The sequence below is a fragment of the Paenibacillus sp. FSL R5-0470 genome (genome assembly GCF_037975205.1).
Classification (GTDB): domain Bacteria; phylum Bacillota; class Bacilli; order Paenibacillales; family Paenibacillaceae; genus Paenibacillus_AQ.
The window spans coordinates 4560424-4578086 of the sequence record NZ_CP150238.1 but is presented as its reverse complement, the minus strand read 5'-3'; the positions used below and the strand labels follow the sequence as shown (position 1 = coordinate 4578086).

Below are 17663 nucleotides of genomic sequence, written 5' to 3'. Positions count from 1 at the left end.
GGTTTCTATATGAAGAACTTGCTTTTGATGCGGGTGCAATCTCCATTTCACTATCAATCCGCGCACGATTCTACCTTTTTTCCAATATTCAGATTCACAAAACTTCTGCATCGACCCCAAACCTCTTTTGTTTTTAAGATATTTCCTCCACCTCTAAATTAAGTTTTTCCTATTTATAGTTTCCGCTCGGTCTATTATGAGAGCGGTTTTGGTCTTTTGTGTTATGTTTGTGTTATATATTTATTGGAGATTGTTATAAAAATCACATATTAAACGCTTTCATTTATTTCGAATAAAAAATATGTCATTTATATTGACATACAATCAATGAGCCTTTATTATTAATCCCATCACTGGAGAAACTAAACTGAAATTTAATCAAATAATACATTAGCGTAGCTTAATTGGCAAATTTTTTCTTATTTTTATAGTTTTATTAGTTTGATTAATGCACTGAAGAAAATAATTAGGAGAATGTCTGTGAAAAAGCACGATCAGGATTTTATGAAGCGGCAAAATCGTTTGACGGTCTTCGAAATCATAAAAAATCAACAACCAATTTCTCGCGCTTCCATCGCCAAACAAACGGGTATGAGTCCTACAACTGTAAGTCGAATTGTTGGGGAATTAACTGAACAGGGCTATCTACTGGATTCGGATCAGGTATCGTCAGGATTAGGTCGGAAATCAACGTTGCTAGCTATGGTTGACGCTTCTGTATTGTCGGTTGGGGTTGAGCTGGATCGCAGTCTTATGATTGTAGGTATCGTAGATTTGCAAGGTAAGCTTCTCTGCAGCAGGCAATACTCGCGTACTCCGGACGAGAGTCCAGACAAGACACTGGAACGAATCAATGAAGCGATTAAACAACTGACGCAGCAGCATGTGATTGACAGAACGCGTATCGTCGGTATTGGCGTTGGACTTCCTGGCATTGTGAATAACGAAGAAGGTATTGTTGTCTTCTCTGTTCAGCTTGGATGGAAGAATGTTGCCTTAGCAAAACGCCTAAAGGAACTAACCGGTTTTGAAATTGCTGTAGATAATGAGTTGAAAGTTAGAGCTCTTGCTGAACACCTCAAAGGCGCTGCTGTTGGATCTGTCCGTACCGCACTATTGGGCTTCGGGCAAGGCGTTGGCTCGGCGATGATCCTTGAGGGAGAGATTTATCGCGGGGTGATGAACAGTGCTGGTGAAATAGGGCATACGACAGTGGATCCTAACGGAATGATGTGCGAGTGCGGTAAGGCGGGTTGCTTACAGACCTATATAAATATCAGTTCATTGTTGTCGGAAGCCAATCGGATTCGTCCGATTCGCACGATCGAGGAGTTATTTGAAGCAAAGGATGCAGGAGAGCATTGGGCGGTTCATTTGATCGAGCGTGCGCTCATGTATATGGCGATTACAATCAACAATGTCGTATGCATGTATAACCCCGATAGTGTGATCCTGAGTGGAGAACTCGTAGACAAATTTCCGGATATTTATGAAGCAGTCGAGAAGCTATATCTTTCACGCTTCACATGGGAACCCCTTCGTGGGTCTTTCTCCATTCATCGTTCGATGTTGAACGAGAATGGTGTAATTATCGGATCTGGACTACTATCGCAAAATCGTTTTTTCGCATTGGATTAAAATAATTACATCGAAGGAGGTTGTACAGATGGGGTTTACAACATTAGTAGAAGAATATCGCGGTGGCTTACTGGAGAATGTCCATTATGGTGCAGTTAGCGTGGTCGATGAGAAAGGTAATATTTTGTATAAAGCAGGTAATCCGGAGCATATGACCTATCTTCGTTCAGCTGCTAAACCATTCCAAGCTTTACCGGTTATGAAGCGCCGGATCGATGAAGTTTACGGTTTGACAAGTAAGGAAGCCTCACTCTTTACTGCTTCGCATCGGGGAGAGGCCTTTCATATTGAAGCACTTGAATCTCTTTTTCACAAAATGGGATTAAAAGAAGAGGGACTTCATTGTTGTTCTACATACCCACTGAATGAGGAAGCTAAGGCGGAACGCCATCGGGCGAATGAGCCCACTCGTAAAATCTTTCATAATTGCTCAGGTAAACATGCAGGGTTAATGGGCCTTAGTAAATATATGGGTTGGGATATAGATACTTATTATGATCCTAACCATCCCGTGCAACAGGAGATCATTGATATCATGGCTTATATCGCAGAAGTATCGAAGGAATCCATTCCTCAAGGGATTGATGGCTGTGGTCTTCCTATCTTCGCACTCCCTCTTCATAAAATCGCTTATTCATATTTAAAGCTAGCCTGTCCTGATTTGATTGAGAATACGGAAATACGTAACGCAGCTGCTGCGACTGCAAAGCTTATGAACGATAATCCGGTGATGATTGCAGATACGAAATTCGTCTGCTCAGAGCTACTAAAGGATGATAATCTGACGGCAAAGGGCGGAGCTAAAGGTGTATATGGGATTGGACTCCGAAAGGAACGAATCGGTATCTCGCTAAAAGTATCCGATGGTTCTGAGCAAGTCTGGCCTTGTATCATCGCATCGATTCTGGAACGTTTAGGCTATAGCAATCAAGATACGATTGATCGTTTATATGCACTCGTGCCGAACACTATTGTTAATGATGGCGGCACAGTTGTAGGCGAACGCCGTGCTGTATTCCAATGGGAAGTCTGATTATAAAGATCGAGAATAATCTTCAAGTCTCATGAATAATTGGACTGGGAGCTTTTCTAATACATCGTTTCTAAAGGGGAGTGTATAACATGAAAGCAAAAGGAAAAGTATGGTCAATGTTCATGCTGCTGCTTATTACAGTAGTAGTGACTGCAGGGTGCGGCAACAAAGCGAACAACGAGGGACAAGGCGGCAATACCGCTGGTGGAACGGAAACTAGCACCCCAACTACAAAAAATGATAAAGACATTGTAATTGCCATCAATGCTAACTTTATTACGCTGGACCCTCATAACGCAAGCGATACACATTCAATCAGCGCTGCCAGAACGATGTACGAAGGTCTAATGGGTTTTGATGAGAATATGAACGTAGTTCCTGTCCTTGCTGCTAGCCATTCCATAAGTGAAGACGGGTTGGTCTACACGTTCAACTTGCAAGAGAACGTTAAATTCCAAGACGGCACTGACTTCAATGCTGAAGCGGTTAAAGTAAACATCGCCCGTATTCAAGATGAGAAGAACAATCTGAGACTGCGCAAAAGCTTTGCAAAGGTAGCAAAAGTGGAGACTCCTGATGCCAAAACCGTGGTTATTACACTCAGCGAGCCATACAACGCATTTTTAAATAAAGTTGCTATGGCACCTATTATTAGCCCGAAAGCTTTAGAAGAAAACGGAGCTGATATTTCGAAAAAACCTGTAGGAACGGGTCCGTTTAAGTTCAAAGAATGGGTGCAAGGTGATCGTCTAGTTGTTGAGAAGAATACGGATTACTGGCAAAAGGACTTGCCGAAAGTGGATAGTATAACCTTTAGACCCGTACCAGAAAATGGATCACGGATTGCGATGCTGAAGACTGGAGAGGCTGATTTCATTTATCCAATGCCTACCGAGCAAGTATCCGAGGTTGAAGGCCTTGAAGGAATTACTATAGATACCATCGATTCAACCATTGTTCGTTATGTTACTTTGAATACGATGAAGAAACCTTTCGATGATGTAAAGGTACGTCAAGCCATTAACTATGCTATCAACAAAGATGCGTATATCAAGGTGGTGAAATCGGGTCTTGGCGCTAAGCTTGATTCCACGATGTCATCCAAAACACAATATTATTCCCCACAAACAGGTTATGACTATGACATTGAAAAAGCTAAACAATTGCTTGCTGAAGCGGGATATCCTGACGGATTCGAAACCGAAATTTGGGGTGAGAATGAATCTGAAACTATGAAGGGTATGCAATTTATCCAACAACAGCTAGCGCTTGTAGGCATTAAAGTAGAAGTGAAGTCCATGGAAGGCGGTACTTTATCCGACCAAATTAACGCTGCTAAAACACCTGAAGAAGCAAAAATTCAAATGTGGTATGTCAGCTGGTCTCCATCCTCCGGTGATGCAGATGGTGCTACTAGAGGTTTGTTCAGTAGTGAAATGTTCCCACCAGCTGGCTCGAATACAGCTTATTATAAAAATGAAAATGTAGATAAATGGATTGCTGAAGCAAACAAATCTGTTGATCCGGAAGCGGCTAAATCCATTTATGCAAATATTCAAAAAACAGTATGGGAAGATGCTCCGTGGGCATTCATGGGCGTTGACCAAATCATCTCAGGCAAACGATCGAATCTGGAAGGTGTCAAAGTCTTCCCGGATGGTTCCATTAATGTCCTAAATGCAGAAGTGAAATAATTCAAGTCAAACGCAAGATTTAATTTCCCAAGAATTGAACGAGGCCGCTTCTTAAGAATGGTAGGAAGCGGCCTCAACTAAATCATTTGTCGATACTGAAGGGGGCTTATGAGTTGGGTAGATATGCTTTACAAAGACTCCTCGGGGTTATTCCGTTGCTATTCATTGTATCGGTATTAGTCTTTCTGTTTATTCACTTAATTCCGGGCGATCCGGCCCGGCTTATTGCGGGTAAAGACGCCACACTTGAAGAGATTCATGGCATTCAAGAGCAACTAGGTCTCAATCTGCCGCTGTGGAATCAATACATAAACTACATGAGCGATCTACTAAGTGGTAATCTGGGCAATTCGATTCGATCAGGGATTCCAGTAACCGATATGCTAGAAAGTAGAATAATGCCTACCTTGTGGTTAACGTTTCTCAGCATGGCTTGGGCGCTTGTCATTGGTCTTCTAATTGGTGTTATTTCAGCGGTTTATCGTAATAGATGGCCTGATCACTTAGGCACATTGACAGCCATTTCGGGGATGTCGATTCCTGGATTCTGGTTAGGTTTGGTACTCATTCAAATTTTCTCGGTAGAGCTTGGATGGTTTCCGACCGGTGGTGTAGATTCCTGGAAGTCGTATATTCTTCCTTCCATTACACTTGGAATGGGAATTATGTCGATGCTGGCTCGTTACTCACGGTCATCGATGCTAGAAACGTTACGGGAGGATTATATCCGTACTGGACGTGCGAAAGGCTTACGCGAGTATGTTGTTATTAGCAGGCATGCGCTGCGCAATTCTCTTATACAGGTCGTTACTGTAGCTGGACTTCAATTTGGGTTCTTGCTTGGTGGATCGGTAATGGTTGAGACAGTGTTCAGTATTCCTGGCCTTGGTAGACTGCTGGTGGATTCCATTTTGTTCCGGGATTATACAGTTATTCAAGCTTTGCTGCTGCTGTTTTCAACACAATTTATCCTTATCAATTTAATTGTAGATTTATTGTATGGCGTACTCAATCCGAAAATCAGGTTTTCTCAGTAGCTAGAGTAACTGAGAGGCAGAATTACGATAGTTTTCTATAGGGTGAATATAGGATTAGGAGGGATATCATGAGCGACAATTCGGCGGTAATGGGAACTAATTCTCCTATACCCGGAGAGGTAATAGCCCCGGAGAAAACAAAAGGCCGCGCGGGTGTTTTTATTCGCAAGTTCAGCAAACAAAAGATGCCCCTTGTGGCTGCATTTTTTATCATATTGCTTTTTTTAATTGCCATTTTCGGGCCATTTCTGACCCCTTATAATCCTGATGAACCGAACTATGATGCGCTAATGCAGGGTCCGTCTGCCAAGCATTGGGCGGGAACGGATGAATACGGCCGTGATATTCTAAGTCGCTTAATTGATGGTACAAGGTTGACTTTGGCGGTCAGTCTGAGCTCCGTATTGATAGCAGGTGTACTTGGAACCATCCTTGGTCTTGTCAGTGGATATTATGGCGGTTGGCTGGATCGGATTATTATGCGTGGCAGTGACGTATTGTTCTCATTCCCTGATTTACTGCTTGCCATTGGGATCGTCGCTATACTTGGGCCTGGTTTATCCAACGTTGTGATTGCCGTTGCAGTCTTCGGTACACCCTCGTTCGCCCGCATTATTCGGAGCGTAACATTGTCTGCGAAGGAAACGTTGTTTGTTGAAGCTGCCCGTTCAATGGGTGCAAAGAATCGTCGAATCATTTGGCGACATATTTTTCCTGAAACAGTCCCTAGTATCATCGTTAATCTATCCATGAAAATTGGCGGGGCAATCTTAGCCGCTGCGTCACTGAGCTTTCTTGGAATGGGTGCGAAGCCAACGGAGCCCGATTGGGGGGCAATGTTAAGCATGGGGCGCGATTATTTAAGTATAGCTCCACATATCGTTTATTTTCCGGGTTTAGCTATATTTTTGACAGTACTTGCATTTAACCTGGTCGGGGACGGACTGCGCGATGCTCTTGATCCCAAAATGAAAAACTAAGGAGGGACAAGACATGACTCAAAATTTGCTGGAAGTACAAGGGCTGAAAACGGAGTTCAAACGCGGCGATGGAAGTATAACGGCAGTTGCAGGTGTTGACTTTGTGATTAAGAAAGGTGAAGTGCTGGGTCTAGTTGGAGAATCCGGCTGTGGCAAAAGCGTTACCTCACTGTCGATTATGCGGCTCCTTAAGGATACGCCAGGCAGAATTTCTGGCGGTTCTGTTCGTTTCGAGGGAACGGATCTGACAAAGGTTACGGACAAAGAGATGCGCCAGATACGGGGAAATGAAATGGCGATGATTTTTCAGGAGCCGATGACTTCGCTTAATCCTGTGCTGAAGATTGGTTTGCAATTGATGGAGCCGATCATGTTGCATTTGGGTTATGGTCGGAAGAAGGCTCGTAAACATGCCATTCATATGTTGCGGTTAGTTGGTATACCACGTGCGGAAGACTTGGTGGATGAATATCCGCATCAGCTCTCTGGCGGTATGAGGCAGCGTGTAATGATTGCGATGGCGATGTCTTGCCACCCGAAACTACTGATTGCAGATGAACCAACAACGGCGCTTGATGTAACGATTCAAGCTCAAATCCTTGATCTAATGAAGCACCTGAAAGAAGAACAGGATATGGGAATGCTGCTCATAACCCATGACCTTGGTGTAGTAGCAGAACTATGCGACCGTGTAGTCGTTATGTATGCTGGTCGTGTAGTGGAGGAAGCTTCCGTTCATGAGCTATTTGCAAGACCGCAGCATCCATATACGAAGGGATTAATTCAATCCGTTCCTAAGCTGCGTCAAAACGTACGTCGCTTGGATTCCATTAAAGGGAATGTACCTGATCTATCACAAATGCCAGCAGGTTGTAAGTTTGCGCCACGCTGCGATTATGTCACAGAGCGTTGTCTCTCGCAGGAGCCAGAGTTACTCACGATTGAGGGACTAGAGCGAAAGAGTCGTTGTTGGCTTACACAGCAGGAGAACACGGAAGGAGGGGAACGTTTGTGAAGGAGACTCCACTCATTGAAGTTAAAAGTCTGAAGAAGTTTTTTTCGGTGAAAAAGGGCTTTTTCGGAACTACTAGATATTTGCACGCAGTTGATGGGATCTCATTCGCTATACGTAAAGGAGAAACGTTCAGCCTTGTGGGTGAAAGTGGCTGTGGTAAATCTACTACGGGTAGATTAGTGACTCGCTTGCTGGAGCCGAATGACGGTGAAGTGTGGTTTAAGGGTCAAAATATTAGCCATATCTCAGACAATCAAATGCGGCCTATTCGTAAAGATATACAAATGGTGTTCCAAGACCCCTATGCTTCGCTTAATCCACGGATGAAGGTGAAGGATCTTGTGGCTGAACCTCTGCTCATTCATACAAAGCTCTCGTCCAAAGAACGGGATAAACTAGCATGCGAGTTACTAGAGACAGTGGGATTGAATAGTATCCACGCCGAGCGCTACGCTTTTGAATTCAGCGGTGGGCAGCGACAACGGATTGGAATCGCCCGGGCGTTATCTGTTCGCCCAAGCTTAATCGTGGCGGATGAGCCTGTGTCAGCACTGGATGTATCGATTCAGTCACAAGTGCTAAATCTGTTGCAGGATCTGCAGGAAGAGTATGGTCTGACATATTTATTCATTTCACATGATCTGAGTGTTGTTGAGCATATTAGTGATCGAATTGGAGTTATGTATCTTGGTTCGCTCGTAGAGACGGCGGATAAGGATACCTTGTATGATCGTCCAATGCATCCATACACACAAGCACTGCTATCTTCTGTACCTGTACCCGATCCTACCTTAAAGAAGGAGCGCATTATTCTGAAGGGAGATCTTCCAAGTCCGGTTGATCCACCGTCGGGATGCCGTTTTCATACAAGATGTCCCTCCTGCATGGAAATCTGTAAGCAGCATGTACCGATATTCCGAGAAGTCGAACCAGGTCATGAGGTTGCGTGTCATTTATTTGATGAAGAAATGCTGAAATTAGAGCGGTAGCTGAAATTGTGAGATAACTTTACGGAAAAGAAGGGACAGCGATGAATATCTTATTCGATTCCGCTAATGTGGCGGATACTATTGTCTATTTAGCTTATGACGAGGAGTCTTTTCCTTTTAAGCTGGGATTGCCCCACAAACAGTGCAGCAGTGTGACTTGGTTACATGCTCGCACTGAGGAAGAGTCTGATGTGTTAGCGGTAGGAATGGGAAAGCGCAAGGATATTACGCTTGAGAGGATTCGCCGAGCGGGTGGAGCTGCTGCTCGTGCAATTCTGAAGGAAGGACGCAGTAGTGCATCGCTTGTTCGCTTAGCATCCGAGGCTATAAATAGGAATAAGGATATTTCTGCTGCTGATGAATTACAAGCTTGGATGGAAGGCTGGATTCTCGGCTTGTACCGTTTCCAAACTTATCGGGGAACTACCAAGGTAAAAGGCTCTGTTGATTTACAGCTTCAATCGATAGATTGGCCTGAGCTGTCATCGATTGAATTGGAAGCTGTACGGGTTTCTGCGCAGATACGCGCTGAAGGAGCCGTAGTTGCTCGCGATCTTGTGAATGAAGTACCTGGGACACTGAACCCTGATCGTTTTGCGGAATGGATGGCAGAATTTTTCGACCGTGATGATGCTGCTTTGAAAGTCCATATCTATCGAGGACAGGAGCTTGTGGAACTTCAGATGAATGGGTTGCTCGCAGTTGGAGCGGGGAGTAAGCACGCTCCAGCCCTAGTTGAAATTCGTTACAGGAGTAACCCTGAATTACCGATGTTAGCACTGGTAGGTAAAGGTGTAACCTTTGACTTAGGTGGCATGAATGTGAAGACGGCTAGCGATATCAGCGATGCACGCATGGATATGGGTGGTGCGGCTGCTGTAATTGGTGCTATGGATATTTTGATACGGAAGCGTGCAAATGCAAATGTGACCGCACTTATTCCAGTCGTTGATAATGTGCCAGATGCTGAGGCGATGTTACCTTCGTCTGTTATCCGCTACCCTAACGGGCTAACCGTTCAGGTTGCGAATACGGATGGCGAGGGTCGGCTTATCATAGCGGATGCGCTTATTCATGCCGCGAATATCGGAGCAACCCAAGCTATTGATATCGCTACCTTAACTGGAAATGTCGGTGCGGCGCTCGGATTAGGCATCGCGGGCATATGGGGCGATGCAGATATAACGCAGAGTCTAGTTGAGATTGGTGAGCGCAATGGAGAACGACTGTGGCCCATGCCGTTAATGGATGAATATGAAGCAGATCTCCAGAGTAATTACGCCGATCTCCGCAATGTTAGTACTTCCCCTTTTGCAGGTGCGATTACAGCAGCCCTATTTATTCGGCGCTTTGTAGCAGAATCTATGAACTGGGTTCATATTGATATGGCTGGGACGGTACAGTACAAACAGGATGTGGGGTACTCTGAAGCTGGAGCGACGGGATATGGTGCACGCCTGCTCGCCGATTATGTCATGAAGCAAGTGCATCATTAACAACTGGAAGAGTGGGTGAAAGTTATGAGATTGGAAATCATCGCTACTTGTATGGATGATGCTCTGACGGCTGAGGCGAATGGCGCAGATCGTCTTGAGCTCATTACTGCCATTACGGAAGGTGGATTAACACCAGGAATAGGGTTGGTGGAGCAGGTAGTCAAATCGGTTAGCATTCCTGTCTTTGTTATGGTCCGTCCGCACAGTCGATCATTCAACTATTCCAAGGATGATATTTTGACCATGGCTGCAGAGATCAGGCAGATTGCAGCCAGTGGTGCTTCGGGAGTTGTTCTTGGCGCATTAACACCGGAAAAAAAGATCGATGAGCATGCGCTTGAAATATTATTACCGTTGACAGATGGCTTACAAGTAACCTTCCATCGTGCTTTTGATGAGCTGGAGGACCAAATTGCAGGTTATCGGACGCTTTGTAATTACCCGCAAATCACTCGTATACTTACCTCTGCTGGACCAGGTCCGGCACCTGAAGCCATTCCCGCTATGCGTAGGCTAGTAGAGGAATCAAGAGGTAGTTCGATAAGTATTTTGGCTGGAAGTGGTTTGAAGCCAGAAGGTATTACATCGTTTATTCAACAGACCGGAGTCACAGAAGTACATTTTGGATCGGCTGTTCGTCATGGCAAAGATGCTTTGTCGCCAATCGATCCAGTAGCCCTGCGGGCGTTAGCTAAGAATATTCATTCGAACGGCTAATAATAGATAGTGAAAAGGTGAATGGTTATGCATAAGGCTGAGAGCTATGTAGTAGGAATTGATTTAGGCGGAACAAAAATTGCCGCAGCATTATTCGATTCAAAGGGTACCATGTTGAATCGGGAATTAATGGAGACAGCTGGCGCGCGCACCGCTGAAGAGGTGGTGCAGCGAATGATCGGAATGATCCGCTCTGTATCCGAAGGGCGACCGCTGATTGGAGTCGGACTGGCTTCTCCTGGAGCTGTGAATAGCCAGGATGGAATCGTAATTCACGGTACCAATCTTCCTGAATGGGATAATGTTCCACTGAAACATTGGATGGAGTCAGAACTTGGCATAGAAGTGAAGGTGGTAAACGATGCGAACGCTGCGGCTTGGGGCGAGTATGTAAGAGGGGCTGGTAAAGGCTCGAACAACATGGTGTATGTTACCTTCAGCACAGGAATTGGAGCTGGAATTGTTATGGATGGTGAGCTACTGCTCGGAACGAACTCATTTGCAGGAGAACTCGGTCATAATATTATTGACCCGAACGGAACGGAATGTAGCTGTGGAAGATATGGATGCTGGGAAGTATTTGCTTCGGGTACAGCGATTCGGGATATGGCACTGCGGAGTATGGAGAGCAGAACGTCGATGATTACAGAGCTGGCTAGTAGAAGTGGTGAAAAGATTAATTCTCGACACGTCTTCGAAGCGATGGCACTAAAAGATCCGGTGGCTGTCGAGGTGATTGAGCGAACGATTCATTATATGGCGATTGGATTAGCTAACGCGGTACATACATTTAATCCTGATCGCATTGTAATTGGTGGAGGCGTAAGCAAAGCTGGTGAACTACTGTTTCCAGCGCTGAGAGAGAAAACAGAGGAACTTGTCATGAAGCCGTATAAAGGAACTTATACTATTGAATCAGCAGGTCTGAGGGATGATGTAGGTCTTATAGGCGCTGCAGCATTATTTCATACCGTCTAGACTATCTGAACTATTTATCAAAGCTAGCGAAAACGGAGGGGCTGAAGAGATGGGTACAAGAGAAGAAAGAACGAGATGGTTCTTACAGGATAGATTCGGTATGTTCATTCATTGGGGATTATATTCCATTCCAGCACGAGGTGAGTGGATTCGTGGAAACGAGCGAATGAGTAGAGAGCATTATATGACGTATTTCGATGAATTTGACGCATCTCGATATGACCCGAAGAAGTGGGCCAGCGCAGCAAAAGCAGCGGGGCAGAAGTATGCGGTTCTTACGACCAAGCACCACGACGGATTCTGCTTGTTTGATAGCAAGCTAACAGATTTTAAAGCGACTAACACGCCTGCTGGACGTGATCTCGTTCGAGAATATGTAGACGCTTTCCGGGCGGAAGGTATTGCTGTAGGTCTGTATTACTCTATTATTGATTGGCATCATGATGACTACCCTGGATATGGTGATAAAGCGCATCCTGATCGGGATAACGAAGCGGCTAAAGACAAGCCGATTGATTTTAATCGATACTTGGAGTATATGCATGGACAAGTGAAGGAACTGTTGACGAATTACGGCAAAATCGACATCATGTGGTTTGACTTCTCCTACGACAATATGACCGGAGAGAAATGGAAAGCAACGGAGCTAATCCGTATGATTCGCTCTATCCAGCCGGATATTATTATCGACAATCGTTTGGGTGGGAATATCCGCGCGGCCGAGCCAGAAGAATATGCTGGAGATTTCTTTTCTCCAGAGCAGATCATTCCTCCCGGTGGCATTGTTGACGTGAATGGTCAATCCATTCCATGGGAAGCATGCATTACGCTTAATGATAACTGGGGTTACCATTCCGAAGATAAAAATTATAAATCAACCCAGCAGGTCATTCGCTCAATGGTCGAATGTATCAGTAAGAATGGCAACCTCCTCCTTAATGTTGGACCAGATGCTAAAGGTGAAATGACACGGGAATCACTGGTTATCCTTGACGAAGTTGGGGAGTGGATGCGCCTTAATGGCGATAGTATTTATGGATGCGGGAAGTCTTCGCTGCCTAAGCCAGAGTGGGGACGTTATACGCAAAAGGGCAAGAAGTTGTATGCACACGTCTACGACCGTGGAATTGGCCCGATCTATTTCCAAGGCTTGAAAGGGAAGATTAAAAAGGCTAGATTACTACGTGATGGTACCGAGCTAAAGGTGGAGGTGCCTTGGATGGCTGAGGAATATTCGGATGTTGACGGTGGAGCGTTTATTACATTAAAAGGGGCTAAGCTTCCCGACGAGATGGATACGGTTATTGAGCTTGAGCTTCTTTAATTAAACCAGATAGAGTGTCCCATAAGTCATGAATGGCTGCTGGGGCACTCTATTGTTTTTGATTGATTCCTATAATAATTACGACATATACAAAGTACCTATCAAGCACAGATGACTCTAATCGAAGTATTATTGCATTTTTGGGATGTTAACGGACCGGTGCTGACTGACACTGTGAAAGCTGTTGAAGCTGTTGAAGCAGGCAGCCAACGAATCAGAATACAAAGCGGCGATTCTCCAAATAACAGGAGAATCGCCGTTCTGTGCATACTAAAGGCGAGCCTTGCGGAAGCCTTCATATATATTGAGGACCGCAATTAAAATCAAGACCGCTATTCCTCCACCTACTAGCCCCGTTTCAAACTGGTTAGCTGTAGTAGTTAATAAATTAGACATGTAGTTAATGAATTCTTGGTTAAATACATTCGGATTTATAAGGATAATAGCGAATACAATAAGCACAATGAGCTCGAGGGCCGTATTACATAATGCTAATTCTCTAGTCCATTGTCTCTTGATTAATTTATATATAGTTAATGCGACTTCTAATCCGATCACAATAAGAATAATAGGCCAATAATCAAGTAACACATGCTGATTAAAAGCTGGGGCTACGAAGTTAAGTGCGCCTTCACCGCCTCTATAGACTCTGATCAGGTGTTCAGCATTAAAATAAACAGTAGCCCAAATGGCAGTCCACAGTAAACTTCCGAACACTTCGAAGCTTGTAATTGCTTTTTTCTTATGGACAAGCGCGATATCCTTCAAATCATCAGGAGTCCATTTCCTTAATTTTGTAGTAAGTGGATGACCTTCCTTTCCTTTATCCGCCCGTTCGATAATAGCGAACACAACAGTTATCCAAAAAAAGACTTGGATTCCTACTTCAAGGAAGGTTCCAATTCCTCTACTTATAACTGCAGTAACAATATCCGCAACTGTTTTATCTCCGCTATAGCCAATCAAGTAATCAGCAACCAGAGCGATTAAAGAAACAACTACAGCGATTGGTATAATCATTTTTAACAACGTAACATATAAATCGAAATAGCGTGGGCCGATGAGATACATGGGCTGATCGCGATACTCACTAGCTAAAATAGCGGGATTGCCCAATTTTGTAAGGACGGCTTTTACCTCTTTTTCGTCATAATCATCCGGTAACATATCCTCGATGGTAGATCGTAATTCGAGAGCGATATCCTCCCGATTTTGTTCCGGTAACCTCCGAGTCACTTCATGAATGTAAATCTCAATTAGATTCATGGTCATCCTCCCCTTGTAATAGGCCGTAGAGCTCTTTCGAATTCTTAAGCCATTCTTCCTTTAGCTGTAAAAAAATTTCTACGCCATAGTCACTTAGAACATAATACTTACGGGGTCTGCTCTCGGATGTGTCCCAGCTGCTCGTCACTAATTCCTGTTTCTCTAATCGGCGAAGTAATGGATATAGGGTGCTTTGATCGATGATGATGCTGGATTCCTCCAACAATTGAACGAGCGAATATCCATACTGGGGTGTTCGTAATTGACTTAAAACGGCTAGCGTTAACGTACCTCTTCTAAGCTCTGTGATTAAAGAATTTAATAAAGTACTCATTCACCCACCTCATTATTTAAAATATAAGGATTTATATTCTCTTATAAATTGTTCTTATATTTTAGGTTTAAACGCTTGCTGTCCTTGAGAGGACGTCGAAGCCGCTTATACTTACTATGTGTCATACAGTATTTGATCTATACTATGCATCATACACTATTGTTGTTCTAACATCAATTGAATAAAATAATCTTCTAAGAAATAAATAAGAAAATTTTTCTATTTTGTGAAGCAGTTTGATTAAAAGGAGGTTGTGAAATGATTCCATTTTTTAGTGACATCCCGAATGCTTCTACACGGGAGGTAGTTAAACCGGTTCATAAGGGTTGGTCAAAGGGAAGTTACTAATATGCTGAGCCGAGCGGAGAGTGTTCTGGAGTGGTATGATGATTTTCAAACCTATATTCCGAAGTGGTATTTGGCAAGCGTGTAGGATTTCTACTGAGCTTGACTACTCGTCAGTTTACTAGTATACTCATATTAACAAATCAAATAACACATAAAATAAACAAACGATGGACGTGACCAAATGAGAAACAATGGATTCACTGAAGATAACCAATTAAGCTTATTGATCTGGTTGCGGCTGGTTAGGGTATATGAGAATAGTAACGATCTTTCCAATGAATTCTTGAAGCAATTTAATTTAACAGTTAATCAATTCGATACCTTGGTACAAATATTATTACATCAGCCTGTAACACAGATGGAAATTGCCGAGCATCTAACCATTACTAAAGGTGGGGTATCCCATATGCTTGGCAGATTAGAGAAGGAAGGATGGATTGAACGCAAACAGGATTGGAAAGTGAAGTACATTACTTTAACGGAAAAGGGCCAAACACTTATTGAGAAGGTACTGCCCTTGCAATCGGATTTCCAAGCCTCGTTATTCGATCCACTGACAGATGAGGAGAAGAAAGTGTTTTACAGCATGCTTAAAAAGATTCATCGCCATAGCCAAGATGAGAATCGACTCCCGCGAGGTGTTCAGTAGTGTCGCAAAAGCTTTATTGATAATAAAGCTTATTTTTTTCCTCATCAGTATACTAGTAAACTTAAATTCGACAAAACTCATTAGGAGGTTTTTAAAATGAAACAACAACCCATAAACGGACAACATCATGTGTCTATGCTTACTAAGGACGCTAAACAAAACTTATGGTTTTATACAGAGGTACTGGGACTGAGACTTGTAAAGAAAACGGTCAATCAAGATGATCCATCCATGTACCATCTATTTTATGGAAATCGTAATGGTGCTCCTGGAACCGAAGTATCTTTTTTTGAAATGCCAAATGCAGGTCAGACCCGCAAAGGGACGAACAGTATTAGCTCTTTCTCCCTTCTTGTTCCTAGCGATGAAGCCTTGTCGTATTGGGCTAGTCGATTAGATTCTTTTGAAGTTCCTCATGAAGCGATTGTAAGTTTCGGGGAACGTAAGTCGCTTACTTTTTATGATAGAGATGAATTGACGGTCCATTTAGTATCGGCTGAAAAAGATAACGGTATCGAGCTAGTTGAGCCGTGGATTACAGAAGACATCCCTCCAAAGTATGCCATCGTTGGGTTAGGACCCGTTGAATTGACTGTACGTGAGGCTGGCCGCACAAAGAGGGTTTTGGAAGATATCTTGGGCTATACACAAGTTCGGACAGTACCATCGATGGGTGATTCCAAGATTATGGTAGATATATATGAAACGGGGAAGGGTGGTTTATACACCGAGCTCCAGGTCAAAGAAGTAAATGACAAAGATCGGGAGAGACCGGGTAAAGGGAGCATCCATCATGTGGCTATAAGAGTGAAGGATATCGAAGAACTAACCGAATGGGCCGCCAAGATCACTGCTGCAGGCTTTAAAAATACAGGGGTCATTGATCGTTATTACTTCCATTCCTTGTATTTCCGGGATCCGAACCATATTCTTTTTGAGCTTGCTACAGATGGCCCGGGATTTGAGATTGATGAAACTTTTGACGCGCTAGGAGAGAATTTGACCTTACCTTCATTTCTGGAAGAACGTCGTGAAGAGATTGAATCGAAGCTTCATCCTATCCGCTAAACCTAATACAACTATGAAAAGAGGACATAATCATGATGGAACAATATAGAATCGTTGAGAAAAAAGGGTTGGAGCTAGGTTTATACACGTTAGGTGATCACACCACAGACGCCTTAACAGGAAAAGCAATTAGTGAACGACAACGGATTCAAGAGATTGTAGCGGCTGCCAAATTAGCTGAGGATGCTGGATTAGATGTATTTGGAGTAGGCGAGAGTCATCAACCGAAATTCATTACCTCAGCTGCTTCGGTTGTCCTTGGAGCCATTGCAAATGCAACCGAACGTATAAAGCTTGTCAGTTCAGCAACTGTGCTAAGTACAGCGGATCCTGTACGTGTATATGAGGACTTTGCAACATTGGATTTGTTATCAGGCGGTAGAGCAGAGATTGTTGCTGGACGTGGATCGCGTCTCGGGGCCTATGAACTTTTTGGTTATGACGTAAGAGATTATGAAGAATTGTTCGAAGAGAAAATTGAATTGCTCATGAAAATAAATGAGTCCGATCGCATAACGTGGGAAGGGAAATTCCGCCCTGCATTAAATGATATGGAAATCTTCCCTAAGCCCTTAAATGGAAAGTTGCCAATTTGGCGAGCGGTTGGGGGACCTCCAGCAAGTGCAATTAAGGCGGGAAGAATGGGGATCCCGATGATGCTGACCACCCTTGGTGGACCATCATCTGCCTTTAAAGGTTCTGTAGACGCGTATCGTATGGTTGCTGCAGAGTCAGGGTTTAATCCAGCAGACCTTCCCATCAGCACAACTTCTTTAATGTATATTGATCCTGACTCACAAAAAGCATTCCGCGATTATTATCCATATATCAATCACTTGATGAAAGAGCTTCGTGGGTCTTACTATCCGAAAGAACAATTTGCGGAAGCGATGAGTGTGAGAAATGCACTGCTCGTGGGAAGCCCGCAACAAATTGTGGAGAAGATCCTCTATCAATATGAGATGTATGGCCATAATCGTTTTCTAGCTCAGATTGATGTCGGTGGGTTACCTTATGCTCAAGTGGAACAAATGATTGACCTGTTCGCATCTGAAGTAGCACCAGCCGTAAGACGTGCTACAGCTAAGAAATAAGAA

The 17663-nt window shown here is 43.7% G+C and carries 16 protein-coding genes; 14 read left to right on the top strand and 2 right to left on the bottom strand.

Going from position 1 to position 17663, the window contains the following annotated elements:
* The first annotated feature begins 480 nt into the window (after positions 1-480).
* From MKY99_RS20260 to MKY99_RS20210, 11 genes are all read left to right on the top strand, one after another.
* Positions 481-1638, top strand: a complete 1158-nt coding sequence (locus MKY99_RS20260) for an ROK family transcriptional regulator (protein ID WP_339266033.1) — start codon at positions 481-483, stop codon at positions 1636-1638.
* A gap of 28 nt (positions 1639-1666) precedes the next feature.
* Complete coding sequence (locus MKY99_RS20255; RefSeq protein WP_339266031.1) at positions 1667-2671, top strand: asparaginase; 1005 nt, start codon at positions 1667-1669, stop codon at positions 2669-2671.
* Positions 2672-2760: 89 nt separating this feature from the next.
* Positions 2761-4365, top strand: coding sequence for a glutathione ABC transporter substrate-binding protein (locus tag MKY99_RS20250; RefSeq protein ID WP_339266029.1), 1605 nt, complete (start codon positions 2761-2763; stop codon positions 4363-4365).
* 113 nt (positions 4366-4478) lie between these two features.
* Positions 4479-5402, top strand: a complete 924-nt coding sequence (locus MKY99_RS20245) for an ABC transporter permease subunit (protein WP_042189920.1) — start codon at positions 4479-4481, stop codon at positions 5400-5402.
* Between the two features lie 68 nt (positions 5403-5470).
* Positions 5471-6382 carry an ABC transporter permease subunit gene (locus MKY99_RS20240; RefSeq protein WP_042189918.1) on the top strand — a complete coding sequence of 304 codons (912 nt, stop codon included), beginning with the start codon at positions 5471-5473 and terminating at the stop codon, positions 6380-6382.
* A 13-nt stretch (positions 6383-6395) separates the two neighbouring features.
* Entirely contained in the window at positions 6396-7397 is a 1002-nt protein-coding gene (locus tag MKY99_RS20235) for an ABC transporter ATP-binding protein (protein ID WP_339266026.1), read from the top strand.
* A complete protein-coding gene (locus MKY99_RS20230) occupies positions 7394-8386 on the top strand; it encodes a dipeptide ABC transporter ATP-binding protein (RefSeq protein ID WP_042189914.1) in 993 nt (330 codons plus the stop codon). Before MKY99_RS20235 ends, MKY99_RS20230 begins: the two co-directional genes overlap by 4 nt.
* Positions 8387-8427: 41 nt before the next feature.
* A complete protein-coding gene (locus MKY99_RS20225) occupies positions 8428-9882 on the top strand; it encodes a M17 family peptidase N-terminal domain-containing protein (protein ID WP_339266023.1) in 1455 nt (484 codons plus the stop codon).
* A 24-nt stretch (positions 9883-9906) separates the two neighbouring features.
* Positions 9907-10599 (top strand): copper homeostasis protein CutC, encoded by a 693-nt coding sequence (locus MKY99_RS20220; RefSeq protein ID WP_339266021.1) that lies wholly within the window; start codon positions 9907-9909, stop codon positions 10597-10599.
* 27 nt (positions 10600-10626) lie between these two features.
* A complete protein-coding gene (locus tag MKY99_RS20215; RefSeq protein WP_143764145.1) occupies positions 10627-11577 on the top strand; it encodes an ROK family protein in 951 nt (316 codons plus the stop codon).
* Positions 11578-11626: 49 nt separating this feature from the next.
* Complete coding sequence (locus tag MKY99_RS20210; RefSeq protein ID WP_339266018.1) at positions 11627-12901, top strand: alpha-L-fucosidase; 1275 nt, start codon at positions 11627-11629, stop codon at positions 12899-12901.
* 270 nt (positions 12902-13171) lie between these two features.
* Here the strand turns inward: MKY99_RS20210 and MKY99_RS20205 are convergent, their stop codons facing one another.
* Together MKY99_RS20205 and MKY99_RS20200 are read right to left on the bottom strand one after the other, a co-directional pair.
* Positions 13172-14167, bottom strand: coding sequence for a hypothetical protein (locus MKY99_RS20205; protein ID WP_042189905.1), 996 nt, complete (start codon positions 14165-14167; stop codon positions 13172-13174).
* On the bottom strand, positions 14154-14501 hold the full coding sequence (locus MKY99_RS20200) for a PadR family transcriptional regulator (RefSeq protein WP_042189902.1): 348 nt from the start codon (positions 14499-14501) through the stop codon (positions 14154-14156). The genes MKY99_RS20205 and MKY99_RS20200 overlap by 14 nt, the downstream gene beginning before the upstream one ends.
* 529 nt (positions 14502-15030) lie before the next feature.
* On the opposite strand from MKY99_RS20200, the gene MKY99_RS20195 reads away from it, so the two are divergent.
* The 3 genes from MKY99_RS20195 (at position 15031) to MKY99_RS20185 (ending at position 17660) form a co-directional block, all read left to right on the top strand.
* Positions 15031-15498, top strand: a complete 468-nt coding sequence (locus tag MKY99_RS20195) for a MarR family transcriptional regulator (protein ID WP_042189900.1) — start codon at positions 15031-15033, stop codon at positions 15496-15498.
* Positions 15499-15594: 96 nt separating this feature from the next.
* Positions 15595-16566 (top strand): ring-cleaving dioxygenase, encoded by a 972-nt coding sequence (locus tag MKY99_RS20190; protein WP_339266014.1) that lies wholly within the window; start codon positions 15595-15597, stop codon positions 16564-16566.
* A 32-nt stretch (positions 16567-16598) separates the two neighbouring features.
* Positions 16599-17660, top strand: coding sequence for an LLM class flavin-dependent oxidoreductase (locus MKY99_RS20185; RefSeq protein ID WP_339266012.1), 1062 nt, complete (start codon positions 16599-16601; stop codon positions 17658-17660).
* The last annotated feature ends 3 nt before the right edge of the window (positions 17661-17663 follow it).